Origin of the sequence: Kitasatospora sp. NPDC048298, from assembly GCF_043201465.1 — a bacterium.
In the GTDB taxonomy this organism is placed as follows: Bacteria; Actinomycetota; Actinomycetes; order Streptomycetales; family Streptomycetaceae; genus Kitasatospora.
In genome coordinates this window covers 10,715-36,119 of the sequence record NZ_JBICYZ010000069.1, presented here as the reverse complement: position 1 = coordinate 36,119, position 25,405 = coordinate 10,715, and the positions used below count along the sequence as shown (strand labels likewise).

The following is a 25,405-nucleotide window of genomic DNA, read 5'->3' as shown; positions in this document are numbered from 1 at the left end:
AAAGTATCCCTGACCCGACATCAATGCTTTTGGGAGGATCTGAGTGGCATCCGCAGCGCGGGCAAGCCTCGCTGACAGTTCCTGCCGGCCCGCCCCTGCCGTTGTGCCCTGAACGCTTCCCGGAGCTCCCACATGTACGACCACCGCCCTCTCGGCCTGCCCATGACCCCGGGTCAGTCGGGCATCTGGTTCGGCCAGCAGCTCGATCCCGAGAGCCCCGCCTACACCATCGGCGTGTACATCGACATCGACGGGCCGCTCGACGTCGAGCTCCTCGGCGAGGCGTCCCGCCGGTTCCTGGCGGAGGCGGACGGACTGCGCGCCCGGGTGGCGGAGCACGAGGGCGAGCTCCGTCAGTGGGTCGAGCCGCTGGGCGACTGGAGTCAGGGGTACGCCGATCTCTCCACGCTTCCCGACCCGGAATCCGCCGCACGGGAGCGGATGGCCGAGGACATGGCCCGGCCCCGGCCGCTGGGCATACCCCCGCACATGACCGCGGTGGTGATGCGGCTCGGCGAGAACCACCACTGGTGGTACCTGAGCATCCACCATCTGCTGACCGATGCCTTCGGCGCCGCCGTCAGCACCCGGCGCATCGCGGCGATCTACACGGCACTGGCCTCCGGGAGCGACCCCGGCGAGGGCGCGCTGGACTCCGTCCGGCTGATGGTCGACGAGGCCGCCGAGTACCGCTCGTCCGAGGACCACCGGGCGGACCGCGCCTACTGGTCGGAGCAGCTGCGCGGCCGCCCCGAGCCGGTGTCGCTGACGCCGCGCGGCGCCCCCGCCTCCCGGCGCATGCTGCGGTGCAGTGCCCGGATCGATCCCACCGTCGAGAGCGGCCTGCGCGTGGTCGCCCGGCAGGCCCGGTCGAGCTGGCCGCGGGTGCTCGTCGCGGCGGCCGCCGCGTACCTGCACCGGCTGACCGGCGAGGAGGAGGTCGCCCTCGGCTTCTGCGTCTCCGCCCGGGTCACCAGCGCCGCCCAGAACATCCCGGCCATGCTCTCCAACCTGGTGCCGCTCTGGCTTCACGTCGACCCGGCGGCGACCCTCGCCGAGCTGACCGCCGACGCCGCCGACGCGGTGAAGGCCGCCGTCACCCATCAGCGCTTCCGCCACGAGGAGATGCGCCACGCACTGGGGATCACCGGAACCGCGCGTCGGCTGTACGGACCCACCGTCAACGTCATGCCGTTCGACTACGACCTCAGGTTCGGCGAGGTCTCCGGCCGGATGCACAACCTCTCCAACGGCCCCGTGGACGACCTCTCCATGGCCTTCTACGGCGGCCGCCCCGGCAAGCACGACGGCCTGCGGGTGGACTTCGACGCCAACCCGGCGCTCTACACGGAGCGCGAACTCGCCTCCCACCGGGACCGCTTCCTTCGCTTCCTCGCCGAACTCCTCGACAGCGGCCGCCCCGTGGGGGAGGTCGGCCTCACCACCCCGGACGACCGCGCCGCGGTGCTCGGCGCGTGGAACGACACCGCGCACGAGGTCCCGGTCACCACCCTGCACGACCTCGTGGCCGCCCAGGCCGCCCGGACTCCGCACGCCCCCGCCGTGGTCTTCCAGGGCGAGACGCTGACGTACGCCGAACTGGACGACCGGGCCGGGCGCCTCGCCGGATTCCTGATCGCCCGCGGCGCGGGGCCCGAGTCGGTCGTCGCCGTGCGCCTGGAGCGCTCCGCCGACCTGGTCACCGCCCTGCTCGGGGTGCTCAAGTCGGGTGCCGCCTACCTGCCGCTGGACCCCGCGCTTCCGGCCGCCCGGGCGCGGGCCGTCCTCGCCGACTCCCGTCCGGTCCTGGTGCTCGACGCGCAGGGCATGGCCGACGCCCGCACGCACACCGGCTCTCCGGTGCACGCGCCCGCCGACCCGGCGAACCCCGCCTACGTCATCTTCACCTCCGGCTCCACCGGCCGTCCCAAGGGCGTCGCCGTCCCCCACCGCGGGATCGTCAACCGCCTCCTGTGGATGCAGCAGCGGTACGGACTCGGCGCCGACGACCGCGTCCTGCAGAAGACACCGTACGGATTCGACGTGTCCGTGTGGGAGTTCTTCTGGCCGCTGACCACCGGCGCGGCCCTGGTCGTCGCCCTGCCGGGCGGGCATCAGGACCCCGACTACCTGGCCGACCTGATCCGGGACGCGGGCGTCACCACGGTGCACTTCGTGCCGTCGATGCTCCGTGCCTTCCTCGACGACCCGTCCGTCCCCGGCCGGTGCGCCCGGCTGCGCCGCGTGCTCTGCTCCGGAGAGGCCCTCCCGCCGGAACTGGCCGACACCTTCCGCCGCCTACTCCCGCACGTGCCGCTGCACAACCTCTACGGGCCCACCGAGGCGTCCGTGGACGTGACGGCATGGGAGTGCGTCGAGGGGGCGCCGACCGTCCCGATCGGCGCGCCCGTCTGGAACACCCGCGCGTACGTCCTCGATGCCGGGCTGCGGCCGGTACCGGCCGGTGCCCCGGGCGAGCTCTACCTGGCCGGCGTGCAGCTGGCCCGCGGCTACCTGGGCCGCCCCGGACTGACCGCCGAGCGGTTCCTGGCCGACCCCTACGGTCACGGAGGGAGGATGTACCGCACCGGAGACCTGGCCCGCTGGAACCGGGACGGCCAGCTGGAGTACCTCGGCCGCACCGACCACCAGGTGAAGGTGCGCGGATTCCGCATCGAGTGCGGCGAGATCGAGGCGGCGCTCACCTCCGATCCGCGGATCGGACAGGCGGTGGTGACCGCCCATGACAACGGCGCGGGCGTCACCAGGCTGGTGGCGTACGTCGTCCCCGCCGGACCCGGCGTCACCCCGCCCGGCGACCGCGAACTGCGCGACCTGGTCGCCGGTACGCTGCCGGCGTACATGGTGCCCGCGCACGTCGCGGTGCTCGACGCCATGCCGCTGAACGCCAACGGGAAGCTGGACCGGAAGGCGCTGCCGGCGCCCGACTTCGCCGTCGCGGGCAGCACGGACGGCACGGGCCCTTCGCAGGCCGGTGCCGGTGCCGAGGCGGTCCTGTGCCGGGTCTTCGCCGAGGTGCTCGGCCTGCCCGAGGTGGCTCCCGGGCGGAACTTCTTCGAACTGGGCGGGGACAGCATCCTGGCGATCCAGGTGGTCGGCCGGGCCCGCCGCCAGGGCGTGGGGCTCGAACTCCGCCAGGTCTTCGCCCACCCGACCGCCGCCGCACTGGCCCGGGTCGCCCGGGCGACGGGGGCCTCGACCACCACCACCGCCACCACCACCACCGCACCGGCCGAGCGCACCGGCGCGGTGCCGCTCACCCCGATGGCGCACTGGCTGCGCGAGCGCGGCGGCCCGACGGAGACCTTCCACCAGTGGGTGCTGGTCCGGGTTCCCGCCGGTCTCGACGAGGCCCGGCTCACCGGCGCGGTGCAGAACCTGCTCGACCACCACGACGCCCTGCGACTGCGGCTGACCGTGCGCGGCGACGCCTGGGCCATGGAGGTGACCGCGCCCGGCACCGTGCGCGCGGAACAGCTGATCCGCCGGGCCGACGGCGGCCTGGACGGCTCCGACGGCGCTGCCGGTCCGGACGCCGAGCGGGAGGCGGCCGTCACCCGGCTCGCCCCGGCGGAGGGCGTCCTGCTCCAAGCCGTGTGGTTCCCCGAGGCGGGCAGGCTGCTGCTGGTCGGCCACCACCTCGCCGTCGACGGGGTCACCTGGCCGCTGCTGCTCGCCGGCCTGCGCGCCGCGTACGAGGGCCGCGCCCTCGACCCCGTCCCCACCCCGCTGCGCAGCTGGTCACGGGACACCGTCCTGCGGGCGAACGAGCCGCGTCTGCTCGACGAACTCGCCTACTGGAAAAACGTTCTGACGGATGAGCTGATCCTGGGCAGCCGGCCGCTGGACCCCGCCGTCGACACACTGGCCGGCACGGGCCGGTTCACCGTCGAGGTGCCCGCCGAGGGTCTCCTGACCACCGTTCCGGCGGCCTTCCACGGCCGTGCCGAGGACGTGTTGCTGGCCGCCCTCGCCCTCGCCGCCCGGGACCGGTACGCCTTGCCGCTCGTCGTCGACGTCGAGCGTCACGGCCGCGACGGCACCGCGGACCTCTCGGGGACGGCCGGCTGGTTCACCCGGACGTTCCCGGTCCGGCTCGACGCGGGGCGGCTCACGCTCGCCGCGGTCGTCAAGCAGATCAAGGAGCAACTGCGCGGCATCCCCGACGCGGGAGCCGGCTACGGCCTGCTCCGCCACGTCAACGGGCAGACCGCCCCCGCGCTCGCCGCCCTGCCCCGCCCCCAGGTGCTGTTCAACTACCTCGGCCGCACGCCGGCCCCGGCCGGAGACTGGTCCCCCGCCGGTGCCACCGGCGCGTTCGGCGGCGGAGGCGCCCCCGGGCTGCCCGTCGCCCACCCACTGACCGTGGACGCGTTCGTGCACGACGGTCCCGGCGGGCCCGTGCTCACGGCCACCTGGACCTGGGCCTCGGGCCTGCTGGACGAGGCCGACGTACGCGCCCTGTCCGACGCCTGGCTGGCGGCGCTGCGCGAGCTGCGGCAGGGAACGGTCGCCGGCCACACCCCCACCGACTTCCCCCTGGTCACCCTGGACCAGCCCGGCATCGACCGGCTGGAGGAGACCTACCCGGCGCTGACGGACCTCCTCCCGCTCTCTCCCGTCCAGCAGGGACTGCTCTTCCAGGCCCGCTACGAGGAGGCCGCCCGCCGGGACTACCTGACCCGGTGGCGTCTGGAGCTCACCGGCCCGCTGGACGAGACGCGGCTGCGCGCCGCCTGGCAGGCCCTGGTCCGCCGGCACGCCGCGCTCCGGGTCGCCTTCACCGACACGTCCGCCGACGGCTCCGGCACCGCGGTCCAGGTCGTCCTCGCCGATGCCGCGGTGCGCTGGCACGCGGGCTCCGGCACCGACGGCGACTACGCCGCATTCGACCTCGCCGCCGCCCCCCTGCTGCGCCTGCGGTACGAGGCCCTCGGTGACGACCGACACCGGATGACCCTGACCCACCACCACCTCATCCTGGACGGCTGGTCCATGCCCGTCCTGCTGCGCGAACTCTTCGTCCTGTACCAGGCCGGGCCGGACGCGCCGCAGCTGCCGCCGGCCGTGTCCCCCGCGGCCTACCACGCCTGGCTCGACCGGCAGGACGCCGACGCCGCCCGCACCGCGTGGCGGCAGGCCCTCGACGGTCTCACCGAGCCGACCCGGGCCGGCGCGGCGACCACCGGCGCCACTCACGAGCACCGACTCGACGCCGCACTGACCGCCCGCCTCGCGGAGCTGGCCCGCAACCGCGGCCTGACCCTCAACACGCTGGTCCAGGGCGCCTGGACGCTGGTCCTGGGGGCCCTCACCGGCCGCGACGACGTGGTGTTCGACACCCCGGTGGCGGTCCGCCCCGCCGAGCTGCCCGGCATCGAGACCGCCGTCGGCCTCTACCTGACCACCGTCCCGGTCCGCGGCCGCCCGGACCCCGCCGAGCCGGTCGCCGCCTTCCTGACCCGCCTCCAGGAGCAGCAGGCCGCTCTCGCCGCCCACCAGCACCTGGGGCTCGCCGAGATCCATCGCACAGCGGGAAGCGGCGCGGTCGCCGACACCATGGTGGTCTTCCAGAACTACCCGGTCGACGTCGACGCGATCGGCACCGCCCACGGCCTGCGGCTGACCGGCGTCGACCACCGGATCAGCACCCACTACGCGCAGAAGCTCACCGTCGTCCCCGGCGAGCGGCTCAGTCTCTCCCTGACCGGCGACGAGCCCGCGCTGCGGCTGTTCACCCGGGCCCTCACCGCGCTCGCCGACGGGCTGGACCGCCCGGTCGCCCAGGTGCCGGTGCTGCCCGACGCCGAGCACGAGCAACTGCTGCACGCCGGCCGGGGCCCGGCCGCCGACCGGCCGCCGACCACCGTGACGGCCCGGGTCGAGGCCGCCGCGGCGCACGCCCCGCAGGCTCCCGCCGTCCGGTTCGGCGACACCGAGCTGAGCCACGGTGAGCTGGCCGCCCGCGCCAACCGGCTGGCCAGGCTGCTCGTCGGCCGGGGCGCCGGCCCCGAGACCACCGTCGCCGTGGCCGTCCCCCGCTCCGCCGACCTGGTCGTGGCCCTCCTCGCCGTGCTCAAGTCCGGTGCCGCCTACGTCCCTGTCGACCCCGGCTACCCGGCCGAGCGGATCGCCCACCTGCTGAGCGACTCCGCGGCCCGGCTCGTCCTCACCACCAGCGGGGCGGCCGGCGCGATGCCCGCCGGCGCCGACGGGCCCGAGCGCCTGCTGCTCGACGCCCCCCGCACCGTCGACGCGGCCGCCGCGTTCGCGGACACCGATCTCACCGACGCCGAGCGCACCGCCCCGCTGCGCCCCGACCACCCCGCGTACCTGATCCCCACCTCCGGTTCCACGGGACTGCCCAAGGTCGTCGTGGTCCCGCACCGCGGCGTGGCCGGGTACCTGGACCACCTCACCGGAACCGCCGGGCTCGGCGCCGCCGACACCGTGCTCAACCTCGCATCGGTCTCCTTCGACCCGTCCGTGCGCGACCTGTTCGGCACCCTCGCCGCGGGCGGCTGCGTCGCCCTGGTCGCCCCCGACGAGGCCAACGACGCACGCGCCCTGGCGCGCGCCATGCGGCGGCACGGCGCGACCGTGCTGCTGTCCGCCGTTCCCTCGCTGCTGGCGGCCGTCGCCGAGGAGGCCGAGGCCCTGCCCGCCGCCGAGCGCCCCGCGCTGCGCCTGGTGATGACCTGCGGCGAGGCGCTCAACCGGGGCCATCTGGCGCGGATCGCGGCACTCGGTGAGTCCTGCCGGGTGGTCAACCAGTACGGGCCCACCGAGACCACCATGACCAGCACGTACCAGGACGTGGCGGAACCCGGCGCCCTTCGCGCCGACGGCGGCCACCTGGTGGGCACGCCCATCCCCGGCGCCCGCGCATACGTGCTCGACCGGATGCTGCGCCCGGCTCCCGTCGGCACGCCGGGCGAGCTCTACGTCGCCGGACACGGCGTCACCCGCGGTTACGCGGGCCGCCCCGGCCACACTGCCGAACGCTTCCTCGCCGACCCCTACGACGAGCCCGGCAGCCGCATGTACCGCACCGGCGACCTGGCCCGCTGGACCGCCGACGGCCGCCTGGACCTCCTCGGCCGCACCGACCACCAGGTCAAGGTGCGCGGCCACCGCGTCGAACTCGGCGAGATCGAGGCGGTGCTGGAACGGCGTGCGGACATCGCACGCGCCGTGGTCACCGTCCGGCGCGACGGCGAGGACGCCGAGCCGTGCCTGGTCGCCTACGTCGTACCCGCCGCCGCACAGGACGCGGCCACGGAGCGCGCCGCCGCGCCCGGACCGGCCGCCGCACCGGAGCCCGCCGGGCCCACCCCCGCCGAGCTCCGCCGGCACGTCGCCACCGACCTGCCCCCGTACATGGTCCCCGCGGCCTTCGTCACCCTGGAACGACTCCCGCTCACCCCCAACGGCAAGGTCGACCGCCGGGCCCTGCCCACCCCGGGCGAGGACGCCCTCGTGCTCGCCGGGACCACCCGGCGCTCCCCTCGCACCCCGCTGGAGGAGCTGCTGTGCGGCCTGTACGGGCGGCTCCTCGACGCCCCCGGCGTCGGCATCGACGACAGCTTCTTCGCGCTCGGCGGGCACTCACTGCTGGCCACCCGGCTGACCTCCGCGATCCGCGCGACCGTCGGCGCCGACCTGCCGGTCCGGGCCGTGTTCGACGCCCCGACCGTCGCCGCACTCGCCGAGCGGGTGCAGGCGGCCGTCCGCGGCGCGGCGGCCCGGCCGCCCCTCGTCCACCGCACCCGACCGGAGCACGTCCCACTGTCCGCGGCGCAGCGCCGACTGTGGTTCCTGCACCGGCTCGACCAGGGCCGCTCCGCCGCGTACAACATGCGGGTCGTCCTGCGGCTGCGCGGACCGCTGCGCGCCGACGCACTGCGCGCCGCCCTCGGCGATCTGACCGACCGTCACGAGTCCCTGCGCACCTGCTTCCCCGACACCGACGGCCGCCCCTACCAGCAGGTCCTGGCCCCTGAACGGGCCAGGCCGGCGCTCCCGGCCGGCCCCGCCACCGAGGACGGCCTCGCCGCCGCGGTCGCCGATCTGGTGGAGCGCCCCTTCGACCTCGCCACGCAGACCCCGTTGCGGACCGCCCTGTTCACCCTCGGCGCCGAGGACCACGCCCTGGTCCTGGTCCTGCACCACATCGCGGCCGACGGCTGGTCCTTCGGCCCGTTGGCCGCCGACCTGTCGGCCGCGTACACCGCCCGGGCGGCGGGCCGGGAGCCGGACCGGGCGCCGCTGGAGATCCAGTACGCCGACTACAGCCTCTGGGAGCAGGAGGTCCTCACTGCCGGTGAGGGCGGCCTCGCCGACGCGCAGACCGCCCACTGGTGCGAGCGCCTGTCCGGCCTGCCCGACCGCATCGACCTGCCGGCCGACCGGCCCGCCACCCCCGGCGCCGGCCCGGACATCCCCGGCGGCTCCTTCACCTTCCGCATCCCCGCCCCGCTGCACGCCCGGCTCGCCGCGCTGGCCCGCGCGCACTCGGCCACCGTCTTCATGACCCTCCAGGCCGCGCTCGCCGCGCTGCTCACCCGGTCCGGAGCCGGCACCGACATCCCTCTCGGCACCGCCGTCGCCGGACGCACCGACACGGCGCTGGAGCCGCTGATCGGCTGCTTCGTCAACACCCTGGTGCTGCGCACCGACACGTCCGGCGACCCGGACTTCCGCGAACTGCTGCGCCGCGTACGGGAGACCGACCTGGCCGCCTTCAGCCACCAGGACCTCCCCTTCGAGCGGCTGGTCGACGCGCTGGGCACCGAGCGCACCGCGGACGGCAACCCTCTCTTCCAGGTGATGCTGTCGGCCCAGCCCGAGCTGGTCGCGGACGCGGTGCGCCTGCCCGGGATCGCCGCCGAGCTGATGCCGGTCGGCGCCACCGTCGCCCGCTTCGAGCTGTCCTTCGACCTGACCGAGCGGCGCACCCCCGAGGGCGCCCCCGACGGCATCGACGCCCGCGCCGAGTACCGGGCAGACATCTTCGACGACACCACCGTCCGGCGGCTCACCGACCGCTGGACCACGCTCCTGGAGTCCTTCGTGCACGACCCGGCCCTGACCGTCTCCACCGCCGCCGCCCTCACCGACGGTGAGCGGGATCTCGTCCTGACCGGCTTCAACGACTCGGCCCTGGACATCCCGGCCGCCACCCTGCCCGAGCTGCTCGCCGAGCGGGCCGCCCGCACGCCGGACGCCGAGGCGGTCGCCTTCGCCGACGAGAGCCTCACGTACGCCGAGCTCGACGCCCGCGCCGAGTCCCTCGCCCGGCGGCTGCGCGCCGTCGGCGCCGGCCCCGAGCGGCGGATCGCCGTCGCGGTGCCCCGCGGCCTCGACCTGCCGGTCGCCCTGCACGCCGTGCTGCGCACCGGCGCCGCCTACGTGCCGGTCGACCCGGCCCTGCCGCCCGCGCGCATCGCCCTGCTGCTGGAGGACGCCGCCGCGCTGTGCGTGGTGACCACGGCGGAGTCCCGCGCCGGCCTGCCCGCCGGGGCCACCCTCCCGCTGGTCCTCACCGACGCGCCGGACACTCCGGCGCCGCAGGACGAGAGCGCCTTCGCGGCACCGCATCCCGACACCACCGCCTATGTGATCCACACCTCCGGCTCCACCGGCCGTCCCAAGGGCGTCGCGGTCTCGCACCGCTCGATGCTGAACCGGCTGTGGGGCATGGTCGACCAGTACGGCCTGGCCGCCGACGACCGGGTGCTGCACAAGACCGCGACCGGTTTCGACGCCTCCGTCGGCGAGCTGTTCTGGCCGGTCCTGGTCGGCGCCTGCGTGGTCGTGGCCGGCCCCGAGGACCACCGCGACCCCGCCCGGCTCGCCGAGCTGATCCGGACGGAACGGGTCACCACCGTCCACTTCGTCCCGCCCATGCTGCGCGCCTTCCTCGACGAGCCCGCCGCAGCCTCCCGCACCCCCCTGCGCCGGGTGTTCTCGGGCGGCGAGGCCCTGCCCGCCGAGCTCGCGCGCCGCTGCCGCGAGGTGCTGGACGTGCCGCTGTTCAACCAGTACGGGCCGACCGAGGCCACCGTCGACGTCGCCTGGTACGAGGTCCCGGACGGCATCGCGGAGGGAATCGTCCCGCTGGGCCGCCCCGAGGGCAACTGCCGGCTGTACGTGCTCGACGCCGCCCTCCAGCCGGTGCCCCCCGGCATCACCGGCGAGCTGTACCTCGCGGGCGTCCAGTTGGCCCGCGGCTACCTGGACCAGCCCGCCCGAACCGCCGCCGCGTTCGTCGCGGACCCCTTCGGCGCCCCCGGCACGAGGATGTACCGCAGCGGGGACCTCGCCCGCTGGACCCCGGACGGCGTCCTGGAGTACCGGGGCCGCGCCGACGACCAGGTCAAGATCGGCGGGGTGCGCATCGAACCCGGCGAGATCTCCGCCGTGCTCGGCGCCCTCGACGGGGTCGCGGCCGCCGCCGTGCTCGCCCACGACACGCCCGCCGGCGGCAAGCGTCTGACCGGCTACGTGGTGACCGCCCCGGACAGTGCCCTCGACGAGGAGGAGATCCGGCAGCGAGCCGCGCGCGCCCTGCCGGGCTACCTCGTGCCCGGCGAGATCGTGCTGCTCGACGCCCTTCCGCTGACCGCGGCGGGCAAGCTCGACCGCAGGGCCCTGCCCGCCCCCGCCTTCCTCGCCGGCCCCGCCGCCCCGGCCGGGCCCGGCGCCCCCGCGAACGAGCGCGAGCGCATCCTCTGCGAACTCTTCGCCGACCTCCTGGGCGTCCCCCGGGTCGGTGCCGACGACGGCTTCTTCACCCTCGGCGGCGACAGCATCACCTCCATCCAGCTGGTCAGCCGGGCCCGCCGGGCCGGTCTGGTCGTCACCCCGCGCGAGGTCTTCGAGCACCAGACCCCGGCCGCGCTCGCGGCGATCTGCCGCACGGAGGACGCCGGCGGCCCGGCCACCCGGACCGAGGACGGCGTCGGACCGGTCGAACTCACCCCGATCGTCCACCAGTTGAGGGAACGCCGCGGACCGGTGGACTCCTTCCACCAGTCGGTCCTCCTCCAGGTCCCCGCCGGGCTCGGCGAGAAGCGCCTGACCGGCGCGGTCCAGGCGCTCCTCGACCACCACGACGCCCTGCGTCTGCGCCTGACCCGCACCGTCGGCGGCCTGGTCTGGGCGATGGCCGTCGCCGAGCGCGGGTCGGCCGACGCCGCCGGCTGCGTCCGGCGCGTGGACGCGGCCGCCGACCTGCGCGTCGAGACCGACGCCGCCGTGTCCCGCCTCGCACCCGAGGAGGGCGCGCTGCTCCAGGCCGTCTGGTTCGACGCCGGCCCGGACGCCCCCGGACGGCTGCTCCTGGTCATCCACCACCTGGCCGTGGACGGGGTGTCCTGGCGGATCCTGCTCCCCGGCCTGCGCCATGCCTGGGAGGCGCTCGCCGCGTCCGAGCCGGTCCGGCTGGACCCCGTCGGCACGTCCTTCCGGCGCTGGAGCCAGGTGCTGGGCAACCGCGCCCAGGACCCCGACCTGATGGCGGAGCTCCCGTACTGGACCGAGGAACTCGCCGCTCACGAACCGCCGCTCGGCCCGCGTCCGCTGAGCCCGGCCGAGGACACCGCCGGCAGCTCCGCGAGCCTGACAGTCACCCTGCCCGAGTCCGTCACCGGCCCCCTGCTGTCCACCGTGCCGGCGGCCTTCCACGGCGGTGTCAACGACGTCCTGCTCGGCACCCTGGCCCTCGCCGCACAGCGCTGGCGCGGTCTGCCGGGCGTCCTGCTGGACCTGGAGAGCCACGGCCGCGCGGGCGACCTCGCCGGCGCCGACCTCTCCCGTACCGTGGGCTGGTTCACCAGTCAGTACCCGGTCCGGCTGAGCATCACCGGCGACCACCCGGCCGAGGCCGTCAAACAGGCCAAGGAACAGCTCGCCAGGATCCCCGGCGCCGGGCTCGGCTTCGGCCTGCTGCGCTACCTCAACCCGCAGACCGCCCCGCTCTTCGCGACCTGCGCGAAGCCGCAGATCGGCTTCAACTACCTCGGCCGCATGACGGCCGGCGAGGGCGCGGCCGGCGACTGGTCGATCGCTCCGGACTCCGACGCCCTCGGCGCCGGCGCCGACCCCGCCACTCCCCGCACGCACGCGCTCGACATCGACGCCATCGCCCTGGACGGCGCCCACGGCCCGGTCCTGTCCGCCACCTTCTCCTTCGCCTCCGCGCTGTTCACCGAGGACGATGTCCGTGACCTGGCCGAACTCTGGCTGAACGCCCTGCGCACCCTCGTCGAGGGCGGCGAGCGCACCGGCGGCCACACCCCGTCCGACTTCCCGCTGGTGCCGCTCACCCAGGACCAGGTGGACGGCATCGAGGCGGCACATCCCGGCCTTGAGGAGATCCTGCCGCTCTCCCCGCTCCAGGAGGGGCTCCACTTCCACGCCGCGTACGACGGCGGCGCGAGCGACGTCTACACCCCCCAGCTGCACCTGGACTTCACGGGCCCGCTCGACGCCGGCCGGCTGCGCACCGCCTGGGCCGCACTGCTGCGCCGCCACGGCAACCTGCGCGCCGCCTTCACCGACGCCCACAGCGACCGCCCCGTCCAGGTCGTCGTCGCCGACCCTGAACTGCCGTGGCGCGAGGCCGACCTGAGCAGCCTCAACGACGAGCCGACCCGAGCCGCCGAACTGGCGCGCATCGGTGCCGAGGAGCACGACCGCCGCTTCGACCTCACCCGGCCCCCGCTGCTGCGCGCCGCGCTGCTCCGGCTCGGCGAGGACCGCCACCGGCTGATCCTGACGCACCACCACATCCTGCTGGACGGCTGGTCCGTTCCCGTCCTCGCCCGCGACCTCTTCGCCCTGTACGCCGCCCGGGGCGCCGACGCCGGCCTGCCCCGCGTCACCCCCTACGGCGACTACCTGCGCTGGCTCGCCACCCAGGACCGCGACCTGGCGAAGGCCGCCTGGGCGGACGCCCTGTCCGGGACCGAGGAGCCGACCCTGACCGCCCCCGCGGCCGCCGAGGGCTCCCCGGGCGCCCGGCCCGGCCGGATCGAGCCCACGCTGCCCGCGGGCCTCGGCGGGCAGCTCGGCGCCTGGGCCCGTGCCCATGGTCTGACCGTGAACACGGTGCTCCAGGGCGCCTGGGCCCTGCTGGTCGCCCGGCTGACCGGCCGCAACGACGTGGTGTTCGGCACCACCGTCTCCGGCCGCCCCGCCGAGCTTCCCGGCGTCGAGACCATGGCCGGCCTGTTCATCAACACCCTGCCCGTCCGCGTCCGGCTCGACGAGAACCTGCCGTTGGCCCGGCAGCTGTCCGCCCTCCAGCGCGAGCAGGTCGCCCTGCTGCCGCACCAGCACCTCGGGCTCGCCGAGATCCACCGCATCGCCGGGCTGCCCCGGCTGTTCGACTCGGCCCTGGTCTACGAGAACTACCCGCTGGACCCCGAGGCCACCGTGCTGCCCGGAGGCCTCGCCCTGACCGGGGTCGAGACCCGGGAGGCCACCCACTACCCGCTGCTGATGGTCGCCGCCCCCGACGGCGCCACCGGCCTGCGGCTGCGGCTGGACTACGCCACCGAGGCGTTCGGCGCCGACGCGGCCGACCGGCTCGCCCGGCGCTACGTCGCCCTGCTCCAGGAGTTCGTGGACGGCGCGGACCTGCCCGTCGGCGAGCTGGGCCTCCCGGACGCGGCCGAACGACGGCGGCTGCTGATCGGGTGGAACGCCGACGGTCCGACCGCCCGGACCGAGCTCCCCGGCCCCGGCCTGGCCGGGGCGTTCCTCGACCAGGCCGCCCGCACCCCGGACGCCGTCGCCGTGCGCTGGGACGGCGGCACCTGGACCTACCGCGAACTCGACGCGCACGCCGAGCGGATCGCCGGCCGCCTCACCGGCCTGGGCACCGCCGCCGAGGACCGGGTGGCCCTGCTGATGGACCGCTCACCCTGGCTGGTCGCCGCCACCCTCGGCGTCCTGAAGGCCGGTGCGGCCTACGTCCCCCTGGACGCCCGGCAGCCGCAGGCCCGCCTGGCCACCATGCTCCGCGTGGCCGGGGCCCGTACCGTCCTGACCGACGAGGCCCACGCCGAGGCCGCCCCGACGCTGCTCCCGGCGGCCGACCACCACCTCACCGTGGGGCCGGACACCGAAGCCGCGCCCGACCCCCGCACCCCGGCCGCCGTCCTGCCGGACCAACCCGCGTACGTCATGTTCACCTCTGGCTCCACCGGCGAGCCCAAGGGTGTCGAGATCACCCACCGTGGCGTGCTCTCGATGGCCTGCGACAGCGCCTTCGGCCCCGCCGAGGGCACTGCGCACCGCTACCTCCAGCACTCCCCGTACGGCTTCGACGGCGCCACCCTCGAACTGTGGGTGCCGCTGCTCCGTGGCGGCGAGGTGGTGCTGGCACCGCCCGGCGAACTGGACGTCGCCGCCCTCGCCCGCACCCTGCGCGTGCACGACGTCACCGTGGTCCTGCTGACCTCCGGCCTGTTCCGGGTGGTGGCCGAGGAGCACCCGGGCTGCCTGGCCGGCGTCCGCGACGTGTTCGTGGGCGGCGACGTGGTCACCTCCGCCACCGTCCGCCGGGTGCTGGAGCACTGCCCGGACACCCGCGTCACCAACGCCTACGGCCCCACCGAGATCACCGTCTTCGCGGCCTCGCACACCCTGGCCGCCGCCGACCGCGTCCCGGCGATCGTGCCGATCGGCCGCTCCCGTGACCGGATGCGCACGTACGTCCTCGACACCCGGCTGCGCCCGGTGCCGGCCGGCGTCGTGGGTGAGCTGTACGTCGCCGGTGACGGCCTCGCCCGCGGCTACCGGAGCCGCCCCGGGCAGACCGCCGCCGCCTTCACCGCCGACCCGTTCGGCGCGCCCGGCGGGAGGATGTACCGCACCGGCGACCTGGTCCGCTGGACCGAGGACGGCGTCCTGGAGTTCCTGGGGCGGGCCGACCACCAGGTGAAGATCCGCGGCTTCCGCGTCGAACTCGGCGAGATCGAGGCGGTGCTGAGCTCCTGCGAGGGCATCGTCGACGCGGTCGTACAGGTCCACCACACGCCCTCGGGAGCCAAGCGGCTCGTGGGCCACGTCGTCCCCGAGCCGGGGACGACCCCCGACCTGGACGGTGTCCGCGCCCGCACGGCCGAGGCACTGCCGGAGTACGCCCGGCCCGCGGCCCTGGTCCTCCTCGACTCCCTCCCGCTGACCCCGAACGGCAAGCTCGACCGGGCCGCCCTGACCGCTCCCGGCCCGGCCGGGAGCGGTCAGGGCCGGGAACCGCGCACCGAGCGGGAGCGGGCACTGTGCGAGCTGTTCGCCGGAGTGCTCGGTGTCGCGCAGGTGGGCCCGGAGGACGGGTTCTTCGCCCTGGGCGGGGACAGCATCATGTCGATCCAGCTGGTCAGCCGAGCGCGCCGGGCGGGGCTGTTGCTCACGCCGCGGGACGTGTTCGAGCGGCAGACGCCGGCCGCGCTGGCCGGGGCGTGCCGGACGGAGCCGGACGCGGGTGCTCCCGCCGACGACGGGACCGGCGAGGTCACTCCCACCCCGGTCATGCACTGGCTGCGGGAGTGGCGCGGCACCACCGACGCCTTCCACCAGAGCGTGACCGTCCGCGTCCCGGCCGGCCTGGACCGGGACCGGCTCGCCACCGCCGTCCAGGCGCTGCTGGAGCGGCACGAAGCGCTCCGCGCGGTCGTGGCCCCGGACGGGCGGTTCACCGTCCCCGCCGCCGACACGGTGGACGCACGGCGGCTGGTGCGCCGGGTGGACGCCGACGACGACCGGGCGGCGGAGCTGGCCTCGGCCGTGGCCCGGCTGTGCCCGGAGTCCGGCGTCATGTTCCAGGCCGTGTGGTTCGACGCGGGCCGGGACGCCCCCGGTGAACTGCTGCTGACGATCCACCACCTGGTGGTCGACGGGGTGTCCTGGCGCATCCTGCTGCCGGACCTGCGGCAGGCGTGGGAGGCGCTCGCGGCCGGTCGACCGATCGCGCTCGACCCCGTCGGCACGTCGTTCCGACGCTGGTCGGCCCTGCTCGCCGAGCGGGCGCAGGCCGCCGACACCGTCGCGGAACTCCCCTACTGGAGCGAGCTGCTGGCGCCGACCGAACCGCCGCTCGGTGCCCGGCCGCTGGACCCGGCCCTCGACACCACCGCCACCCGACGCCGGTACACCGCCGAACTCTCCGCGCCGGCCACCTCCGCTCTGCTCACCACGCTGCCCGCCTCCGTCCACGGCGGGGTCAACGACGTCCTGCTGGGCGCGCTCGCGCTGGCCTGGCGCCAGTGGCGACCGGAGGCTCCCGGCCTCCTGCTGGACCTGGAGAGCCACGGCCGCGACCACGACCGGACCGACGTGGACCTCTCCCGCACCGTGGGCTGGTTCACCCAGGTGCACCCGGTTCGGCTCACCGCGGGCCCGGCCGACCCGGTACAGGTGGTCAAGGAGGTCAAGGAACAGCTGCGCGCGGTGCCGGGACGGGGCGCCGGATACGGACTGCTCCGCTACCTCAACCCCGAGTCCGCCGCCGCCCTCGCCGGCGCGGCCCGGCCGCAGATCGGCTTCAACTACCTCGGCAGGACGGACTCCGGGCCGAAGCCCTCCACCCCCGCCGACTGGACGCCCGCCGCTCAACCCGAGGGCACGGCCGACGCTCCGGCCACCCCGCTGCCGCACGCCCTGGAGATCAGCGCCGTCACCGTCGACGGCCCCGACGGCCCGGTACTGACCGTCACCCTCGCCCGGGCGGACGGCCTGCTGACCGAGGACGAGACCGCCGAACTGGCCGCACTGTGGCTGCGCGCCCTGGAGGGCCTGGCCGACGCGCCCGCGACGGCCCCCGGACACACCCCGTCCGACTTTCCCCTCGTCCGGCTCACCCAGACCGAGGTGGAGATGCTGGAAGCCGTCCACCCGGGCCTGGAGGACGTCCTTCCGCTCTCCCCGCTCCAGGCGGGCATGTACTTCCACGCCGGGTACGAGGACCAGGGCACCGACGTCTACACCATGCAGCTCCAGCTCGACCTGGACGGCGACCTCGACGCCGGGCTGCTGCGCCGCTGCTGGACCGCCCTGCTGCGACGCCACCCCAACCTGCGCGCCGCCTTCACCCAGGACGAGAGCGGCACCCCGCTCCAGGTGATCGTCCGTGACCCCGAACTGCCCTGGCACGCCGTCGACCTCACCGGCCTGCCCGAGGACGAACGGACGGCCGCCGCCGACCGCCTCGCGGCCGAGGAGCACACCACCCGGATCGACCTCGGCCGGGCGCCGCTGCTGCGCGTCACCCTGGCCGGGCTGGGCGCCACCCGGCACCGGCTGATCCTGACCAACCACCACATCCTGCTGGACGGCTGGTCGATCCCCGTGCTCGCCCAGGAGCTGTTCGCCCTCTACGCGGCGCAGGGAGCCGACCGGGCCCTGCCCCGGGTGACCCCCTACCGCGACTACCTCGGCCACCTCGCCGCCCAGGACCAGGCCGCCGCCCGAGCCGCCTGGAGCACGGAACTGGCCGGGCTGGAGGAACCGACCCTGCTGGCTCCCGACTCCGGTTCGGCCGCCGCCGCACCGCCGGGCAAGCTCGACGCCTCCCTGCCCGAGACGGCCGGCGCCGCCCTGCGCGAACTGGCCCGGACCCACGGCCTGACCGTGAGCACCGTGCTCCAGGGCGCCTGGGCACTGCTGCTGTCCCGCCTGACCGGCCGGACCGACGTGGTGTTCGGCACCACCGTCTCCGGCCGCCCGGCGGAGCTGCCCGGCGTCGAGACCATGGCCGGCCTGTTCATCAACACCGTGCCGGTCCGGCTCGACTCCGCCGACCCCGGCGAGCCGCTGCCCGAGCTGCTGCGGCGCTTCCAGGCCGCCCAGTCCGCCCTGCTGCCGCACCAGCACCTGGGCCTGGCCGAGATCCACCGGCTCACCGGTCTTCCCCGGTTCTTCGACACCCTGGTCGTCTTCGAGAACTACCCCGTCGCCGAGGGCGCGGTCCCGGCCACCGGTCTCACCGTCGGCCGGGCCCGGGTGAGCGACTCCACGCACTACCCGCTGACCCTCGCGGCGGGCCTGCGCGGCGACGAACTGTGGCTGCAACTGCACCACATGCCGCAGCTGTTCACCGCCGAGGCGGCCCGCACCCTGCTGGACCGCCTCACCCGCCTGCTCACCGCCGTCGCCGAGAACCCGGCCCGCCCCGTGGGCGGGTACGAGGTGCTGACCGGCGAGGAGCGGCGGCGCATCCTGGTGGACTGGAACGACCTCGCCGAGGACTCGACCCGCCGCGAGCAGAGCATCGTGGCCGCGTTCGCCGAGCAGGCCGCCCGCACCCCGGATGCCGTCGCCGTCCGCTGGGTCGGCGGCACCTGGACCTACCGCGAGCTGGACATGCGTACCGACCGGCTCGCCGCCCGCCTCGCCGCCCTCGGCGCCGGCACCGAGGACCGGGTCGCGCTGCTCATGGAGCGCTCCCCGGACGTCGTCGCCGCGATCCTCGCGGTTCTGAAGGCGGGCGCGGTCTACGTCCCGCTGGACGGCCGGCTCCCCGGGGCCAGGCTGGGCGCGATGCTGCGGCAGGCCGGGACTCGGCTGGTCCTCACCGACGACCCGGCTGCGGCCTCGGAGCTGCCCGGCGCCGCCCGGGTGGTCGCCGCCGACGACCTCGGTTGCGCCGACCCCGCCCCGCGCCCTGCGCTCGGCCCGGACCACGCCGCGTACGTGATGTTCACCTCCGGCTCCACCGGCGAGCCCAAGGGCGTCGAGATCAGCCACCGCGGCGTGGTGAGCCTGGCCACCGACCGGCGGTGGTCCCGGACCGCCGCCGGCGGCCCCCACCGGGTGCTGCTGCACTCCCCGTACGGCTTCGACCCCTCCACCTACGAACTGTGGATGCCGCTGCTGAACGGCGGCTCGGTCGTCGTCGCCCCGCCCGGACAGCTCGACGTCCCCGCCATCGCCGGCACCGTGCGCGAGCACGGGGTCACCTCGCTGCTGCTGACCGCAGGCCTGTTCCGGGTCCTCGCGGAGGAGGACCCGGGCTGCCTGGCCGGTGTCCGCGAGGTGCTGACCGGCGGCGACGTGGTGACCTCGGCCTCCGTCCGGCGGGTCCTCGCCGCGTGCCCGGGCGTGGACGTCACCGACATCTACGGCCCCACCGAGATCACCCTGTTCGCCACCCAGCACACCATGCGGGCCCCCGCCGAGGTCCCCGGCAACGTGCCGATCGGCCGCTCCCGCGACGGCATGCGCGCCTACGTCCTGGACGCCGCGCTGTGCCCGGTGCCGCCCGGTGCCGTCGGCGAGCTGTACCTCGCGGGCGACGCCCTGGCCCGCGGCTACCTGGGCCGGCCTGGCCTGACCGCCGAGCGCTTCACCGCCGACCCGTTCGGGGCGCCGGGGAACCGCATGTACCGCACCGGCGACCTGGTCCGCTGGACCGACGACGGGCTGCTGAACTTCCTCGGCCGCGTCGACCACCAGGTCAAGATCCGCGGATTCCGCATCGAACCCGGCGAGATCGAGGCCGTCCTCGGCGAACAGGACGGTGTCGCCGACGCCGTGGTGGTCGTCCACGAGGCGCCCTCCGGCGGCAAGCACCTCGTCGGTTATGTCGTCCCCGAACCGGGCACCGCCCCGGACCCGGCCGCGCTGCGTGCCGCGGTCGGAGCGCGGCTGCCCGAGTACATGGTGCCCACCGAGCTGATCACGCTGGACGTCCTGCCGATCACCGCCAACCAGAAGGTCGACCGCAAGGCCCTGCCCGTACCGGACTTCGGCGCCGCGGCGGCCGGCGGCGGCCGCGAGCCGCGCACCGAGCGGGAGCGGGCGCTGTGCGAGCTGTTCGCCGGGGTCCTGGGCGTGGCCCGGGTCGGTGCCGACGACGGGTTCTTCGCCCTGGGCGGCGACAGCATCATGTCGATCCAGCTGGTCAGCCGGGCCCGCCGGGCCGGACTGCGGTTCACCCCGCGGGACGTCTTCGAGCGGCAGACCCCGGCCGCGCTGGCCAAGACGTGCCGCACCGACGCCGACCCCGCAGCGGCGGTGGCCGACGACGGCACGGGCGCGGTCCCGCTCACCCCGGTCATGCACTGGGCGCGGGACTGGCGCGGCACCGCCGACGCCTTCCACCAGAGCGTGCTGGTGCACGTTCCGGCCGGGCTCGGCGAGGACCGCCTCACCGCCGCGGTGCAGGCCCTCGTGGACCATCACGACGTACTGCGGCTGCGCGCGGACGGCGGCTGGAACCTGTCGGTGGCCGAGCCCGGTGCCGTGGCCGCGGCCTCCCTCGTGCGCCGGGTGGCCGCCGGGGCCGACGTGCGGACCGAACTGCGTGCCGCGGCCGAGCGGCTGGACCTCGCGGCCGGGATCGTGCTCCAGGCGGTGTGGTTCGACGCGGGCGAGGACGCCCCGGGCAAGCTGCTGCTGACCGTCCACCACCTCTCGGTGGACGGGGTTTCCTGGCGGATCCTGCTGCCGGACCTCCGGCAGGCGTGGGAGTCCGTCGCGGCCGGGAAGCAGATCGCCCTGGACCCGGTGGGCACCTCGTTCCGCCGCTGGTCCGCGCTGCTCGCCGAGCAGGCACGGGATCCGCAGACCCTCGCCGAACTCCCCTACTGGCGTGACCTGACGGCGGAGCCCGAGCCGCTGCTCGGCTCCCGCCCGCTGGACCCGGTCCGTGACACCACCGGGACGGCCGCCGCGCTGACCGTGGAGCTGCCGCCGTCCGTCACCGCACCCCTGCTCACCGCAGTGCCCGCCGCCTTCCACGGCGGGGTCAACGACCTGCTGCTGGGTGCGCTGGCGCTGGCCTGGCGCCGGTGGCGGCCCCAGGCCCCGGGCCTGCTGGTGAACCTGGAGGGCCATGGCCGGGACCACGACCGCGAGGACGTGGACCTGTCCCGTACGGTCGGCTGGTTCACCCGGGTGCACCCGGTGCGCCTGACCGCCGGCTCCGAGGACCCGGTACGCGTGGTGAAGGAGGTCAAGGAGCAGCTGCGGGCGGTTCCCGGCACCGGCGCGGGACACGGCCTGCTGCGGTACCTCGACCCCGAGACCGCCACCGCCCTCGCCGGGTCGGCCCGGCCGCAGATCGGCTTCAACTACCTGGGCCGCTCCGCGACCGCGCCCGAGGACCACGGCGCCCCGTGGGCCCCCGCCGACCAGCCCCGGGGCGTCACCGGTCCGGCCACCCCGCTCGCGCACGCCCTGGAGATCAACGCCGTCACCGTGGACGGCCCCGACGGCCCGACGCTCAGCGCCGCCTTCGGCTGGGCCGGTGGGCTGCTGGCCGAGGCCGACGTGCGGGAGCTGGCGCACCTGTGGGTGCGGGTGCTGGAGGAGCTGGCCACCGTACCCGCGTCGGCCGCCGGACACACCCCGTCCGACTTTCCCCTGGTCCGACTCACCCAGACCGAGGTGGCGGAGCTGGAAGCCGCGTACCCCGGCCTGGAGGACGTCCTTCCGCTCTCCCCGCTCCAGGAGGGCTTCCTCTTCCACGGCCTCTACGACACCTCGGCCGCGGACGTCTACACCGCGCAGCTCCGGCTCGAACTGGACGGCGACCTCGACGCGGAGCTGCTGCACCGCTGCTGGACCGCCCTGCTGCAGCGCCACCCCAACCTGCGGGCGGCGTTCGGCCAGACCGCCGCGGGCGATCCCGTCCAGGTGATCGTCCGCGACCCCGAACTACCTTGGCGGACCGCCGACCTGACCTCCCTCACCCACCCGGAACAGGAGGCCGAGGTCGAGCGGATCGCCGCCGAGGACCGGTCCGAGCGCTTCGACCTCGCCCGTTCCCCGCTGATCCGGGTCACCCTGGCGCGCCTGGCGCAGTCCCGGCACGCCGTGGTGGTCACCCCCCACCACATCCTGCTGGACGGCTGGTCCATGCCCGTCCTGCTGGGCGATCTGTTCGCCCTGTACGCGCAGGACGCCGACGGCCGGGCCCTGCCCCAGGCCGCGCCCTACCGCGACTACCTGGCCCACCTCGCCGCCCAGGACCGCACCGCCGCGCGCAGCGCCTGGACGGCCGCACTGGACGGGCTGGAGGGCCCCACCCTGGTGGCGCCCGAGGACACCCCCGTCGCCGAACCCGCGCACGTCGCGCTGGACCTGCCGACACGGACCACCGCGGCGCTGCGCCGCCTCGCCCGCGAGCACGGGCTGACCGTCAACACCGTCGTCCAGGGGGCCTGGGCGGTGCTGCTGAACCAGCTGACCGGCCGCGGCGACCTGGTCTTCGGCGCCACCGTGGCGGGCCGCCCGCCGGAGGTGCCCGGCATCGAGTCCATGGCCGGCCTGTTCATCAACACCCTGCCCGTCCGGGTGGCATTGGACCCGGCAGCCGGTGTCCTCGACACCCTCACCGCGATCCAGGCCGGGCAGTCCGCGCTGATGGCCCACCAGCACATCGGCCTCAGCGAGATCACCCGGCTCACCGGGCTGCCGAGGCTGTTCGACACCCTCGTCGTCTTCGAGAACTACCCCGTGGACCCCGAGGCCCTGGCCGCCTCCGGCTCCACGCTGCGCCTCGCCGACGCCAGGGGCCGGGACGCCACCCACTACCCGCTCAGCCTGATCGTCCTCCAGCAGGGCGAGGGCCTGACCCTGCGCCTCGGCCACCAGCCCGCCGTGTTCGACTCCGCCGCCGTGACCGCGCTGGCCGGGCGGCTGCACCGGATCCTCGACGCGCTGGCCGCCGATCCCCACCGGCCGCTCGCCGCCCTGGACGCGCTCGACGAGGCCGAGCGCGCCCTGGTCCTGGACACCTGGAACGACACCGCCGTGCCGGTGGCCCCGGCCACCCTCCCCGAGCTGATCACCGCCCAGACCGCCCGCACCCCGGACGCCGAGGCCGTCGTCCACGGCACCGAGCGCCTGACGTACGCCGAACTCGCGGCACGTGCCGGTGCCCTGGCGGATGTGCTGCGGGCTCACGGCGCGGGCCCGGAGACCCGGGTCGCGGTCGCCGTCCCCCGGTCGACGGAGCTGATCGTCGCGCTCGTCGCGGTCCTCCGTACCGGTGCCGCGTACGTGCCGGTCGACCCGGGCCTGCCGGCCTCCCGGATCGAACTGCTGCTGGCCGACGCGGAGCCGGTCTGCACACTGACCGTGGACGGGGCCGACCCGACGGCCCTGCCGGGCGGCGGGACCGTGCTCCCGGTCGGGGCCGTCGCCCCCGCGGGCGCCGAGGAGGCGGACGCGGGCCCCGGCCCCGATCCCCGCAACCCCGCCTACCTGATCCACACCTCCGGCTCCACCGGCCGCCCCAAGGGCGTCGCGGTGACCCACCAGGCCATCGTCAACCGGCTGCTGTGGATGCAGGCCGCCTACCGCCTCACCCCCGCCGACCGGGTCCTGCACAAGACACCCACCGGCTTCGACGTCTCCGTCTGGGAACTGTTCTGGCCGCTGATCACCGGCGCGACCCTGGTAATCGCCCGGCCCGACGGCCACCGCGACCCCGCGTACCTGGCCGCCCTCGTCCGGAACGAGCGGATCACCACGGCCCACTTCGTCCCCTCCATGCTCCGTGTCTTCCTCGACGAGCCCGCGGCAGCCGACTGCACCGGACTGCGCCGGGTCGTGTGCAGCGGCGAGGCGCTCCCCGCCGACCTCGCCGGACGCTTCCACACCGTGCTTCCCGGCACCGGCCTGCACAACCTGTACGGCCCCACCGAGGCCGCCGTGGACGTCACGTACTGGCCGTGCGAGCCGGGCGTGACGGGCCCGGTGCCGATCGGCCGGCCGGTCTGGAACACCCGCCTGTACGTGCTGGACTCGGCCCTGCGCCCGGTCCCACCCGGCGTCCCCGGCGAGCTGTACCTGGCGGGCGTCCAACTGGCCCGCGGCTACCACGGGCGGCCCGACCTGACGGCCGAACGGTTCACCGCCGACCCCTACGGTCCGCCCGGCTCCCGCATGTACCGCACCGGCGACCTCGCCCGGTGGCGGGACGACGGCGCGGTGGAATACCTCGGGCGCGCCGACCAGCAGGTCAAACTTCGCGGCGTCCGCATCGAACCCGGCGAGGTCGAGGCCGTGTTGGCCGCCCACCCGGACGTGGCGCACGCGGCCGTCCTGGTCCGCGCGGACGAGCACGGCGAGGTTCGGCTGGTCGGCTACGTCGTCCCCGCCGCGCCGGGCCGCGAACCCGACGCCGGCGGGCTGCGCGCCCACGCGGCCTCCCTGCTGCCGGAGTTCATGGTCCCCGCGGCGCTGGTCACCCTGCCCGAACTGCCGCTCAGCGTGAACGGCAAGCTCGACCGCAAGGCGCTGCCCGAACCGCGGTTCGCCCCGGCGGGCGGCCGCCGCGAGGAGCCGCGCGACGCACACGAGAAGCTGCTGTGCGCCCTGTTCGCCGACGTGCTCGGCCTCGACGAGGCCGTCGGACGCGACGACGGCTTCTTCGACCTCGGCGGGCACTCCCTGCTGGCGGTCCGTCTGGTCGGCCGGCTGCGCGCCGAGACCGGCACCGAACTCGGCATCCGAGCCGTGTTCGAGGCTCCGACCCCGGCCGCGCTCGCCACCCTGGTGCGGGACGGCGAACCCGGTGACGACCCGGCCAAGGCCCTCGGGGTCCTGCTGCCACTACGCCGGGAAGGAACCCGCCCACCGCTGTTCTGCGTCCACCCGTGGGCCGGGCTCAGCTGGCCGTACGCCGGCCTGACCCGCCATCTCGGGGCGGACCGGCCGCTGTACGGTCTGCAGGCCAGGGGGCTCGGGCAGCCCGAAGAACGCCCCTCGTCCATCGGTGAGATGGCAGAGGACTACCTCTCGGTCATCCGTGACGTACAGCCCGAGGGCCCGTACCACCTGCTGGGCTGGTCGTTCGGCGGCCTCGTCGCACACGAGATGGCGGTACGGCTGCGCGAGCGCGGCGAACGGGTGGCTCTGCTGACCCTGCTCGACTCCTACCCGGCGGCCCGGCCGGCCGTCCCGGAACCCGCCGAGCCCGGGCCCGGCCCCGACCAGGAGGCCGACGTCCTGGCCGCCCTGCTGCGCTTCCTCGGCCACGAGGTGCCGCAGCGGCCCGACGGGACGCCGATGGATGCCGCCACCGCGCGCGGCATCCTCCGGCGGGACGGGACGCTCCTGACCGACATACCCGCGCACACCCTGGACGCCCTGCCGCAGATCGCCTCCCACCACGCCCGCCTGATGCGGGAGTTCACTCCGCGGCCCTACGACGGCGAGGTGCTGTTCTTCAGCGCCGAGCAGGGCCGCGGGCCCGCGGCCCCCACCCTCGCCGCCTGGGACCCGAACCTGACCGGAGAGCTCCACGTTCACCGGATCGAGTGCGGCCACCACGACATGACCCTGCCCGAACCCCTGGCCGAGATCGGCCGGACCCTCGCCCGGCGCCTCGGCTGACCGGGGCATCCAGCGCAAGGAGAACCAT

The 25,405-nt window shown here is 75.5% G+C and carries 1 protein-coding gene; it reads left to right on the top strand.

Translation table 11 applies throughout. The features are described from left to right. Window positions 1–132: 132 nt before the first annotated feature. Window positions 133–25,377, top strand: coding sequence for a non-ribosomal peptide synthase/polyketide synthase (locus ACGF0D_RS35400; RefSeq protein ID WP_392923346.1), 25,245 nt, complete (start codon window positions 133–135; stop codon window positions 25,375–25,377). Window positions 25,378–25,405: the final 28 nt, after the last annotated feature.

Excerpts from the sequence above, each read along its gene's own strand:
- ACGF0D_RS35400 (WP_392923346.1), top strand. The coding sequence starts at position 133 with ATGTACGACCACCGCCCTCTCGGCCTGCCCATGACCCCGGGTCAGTCG.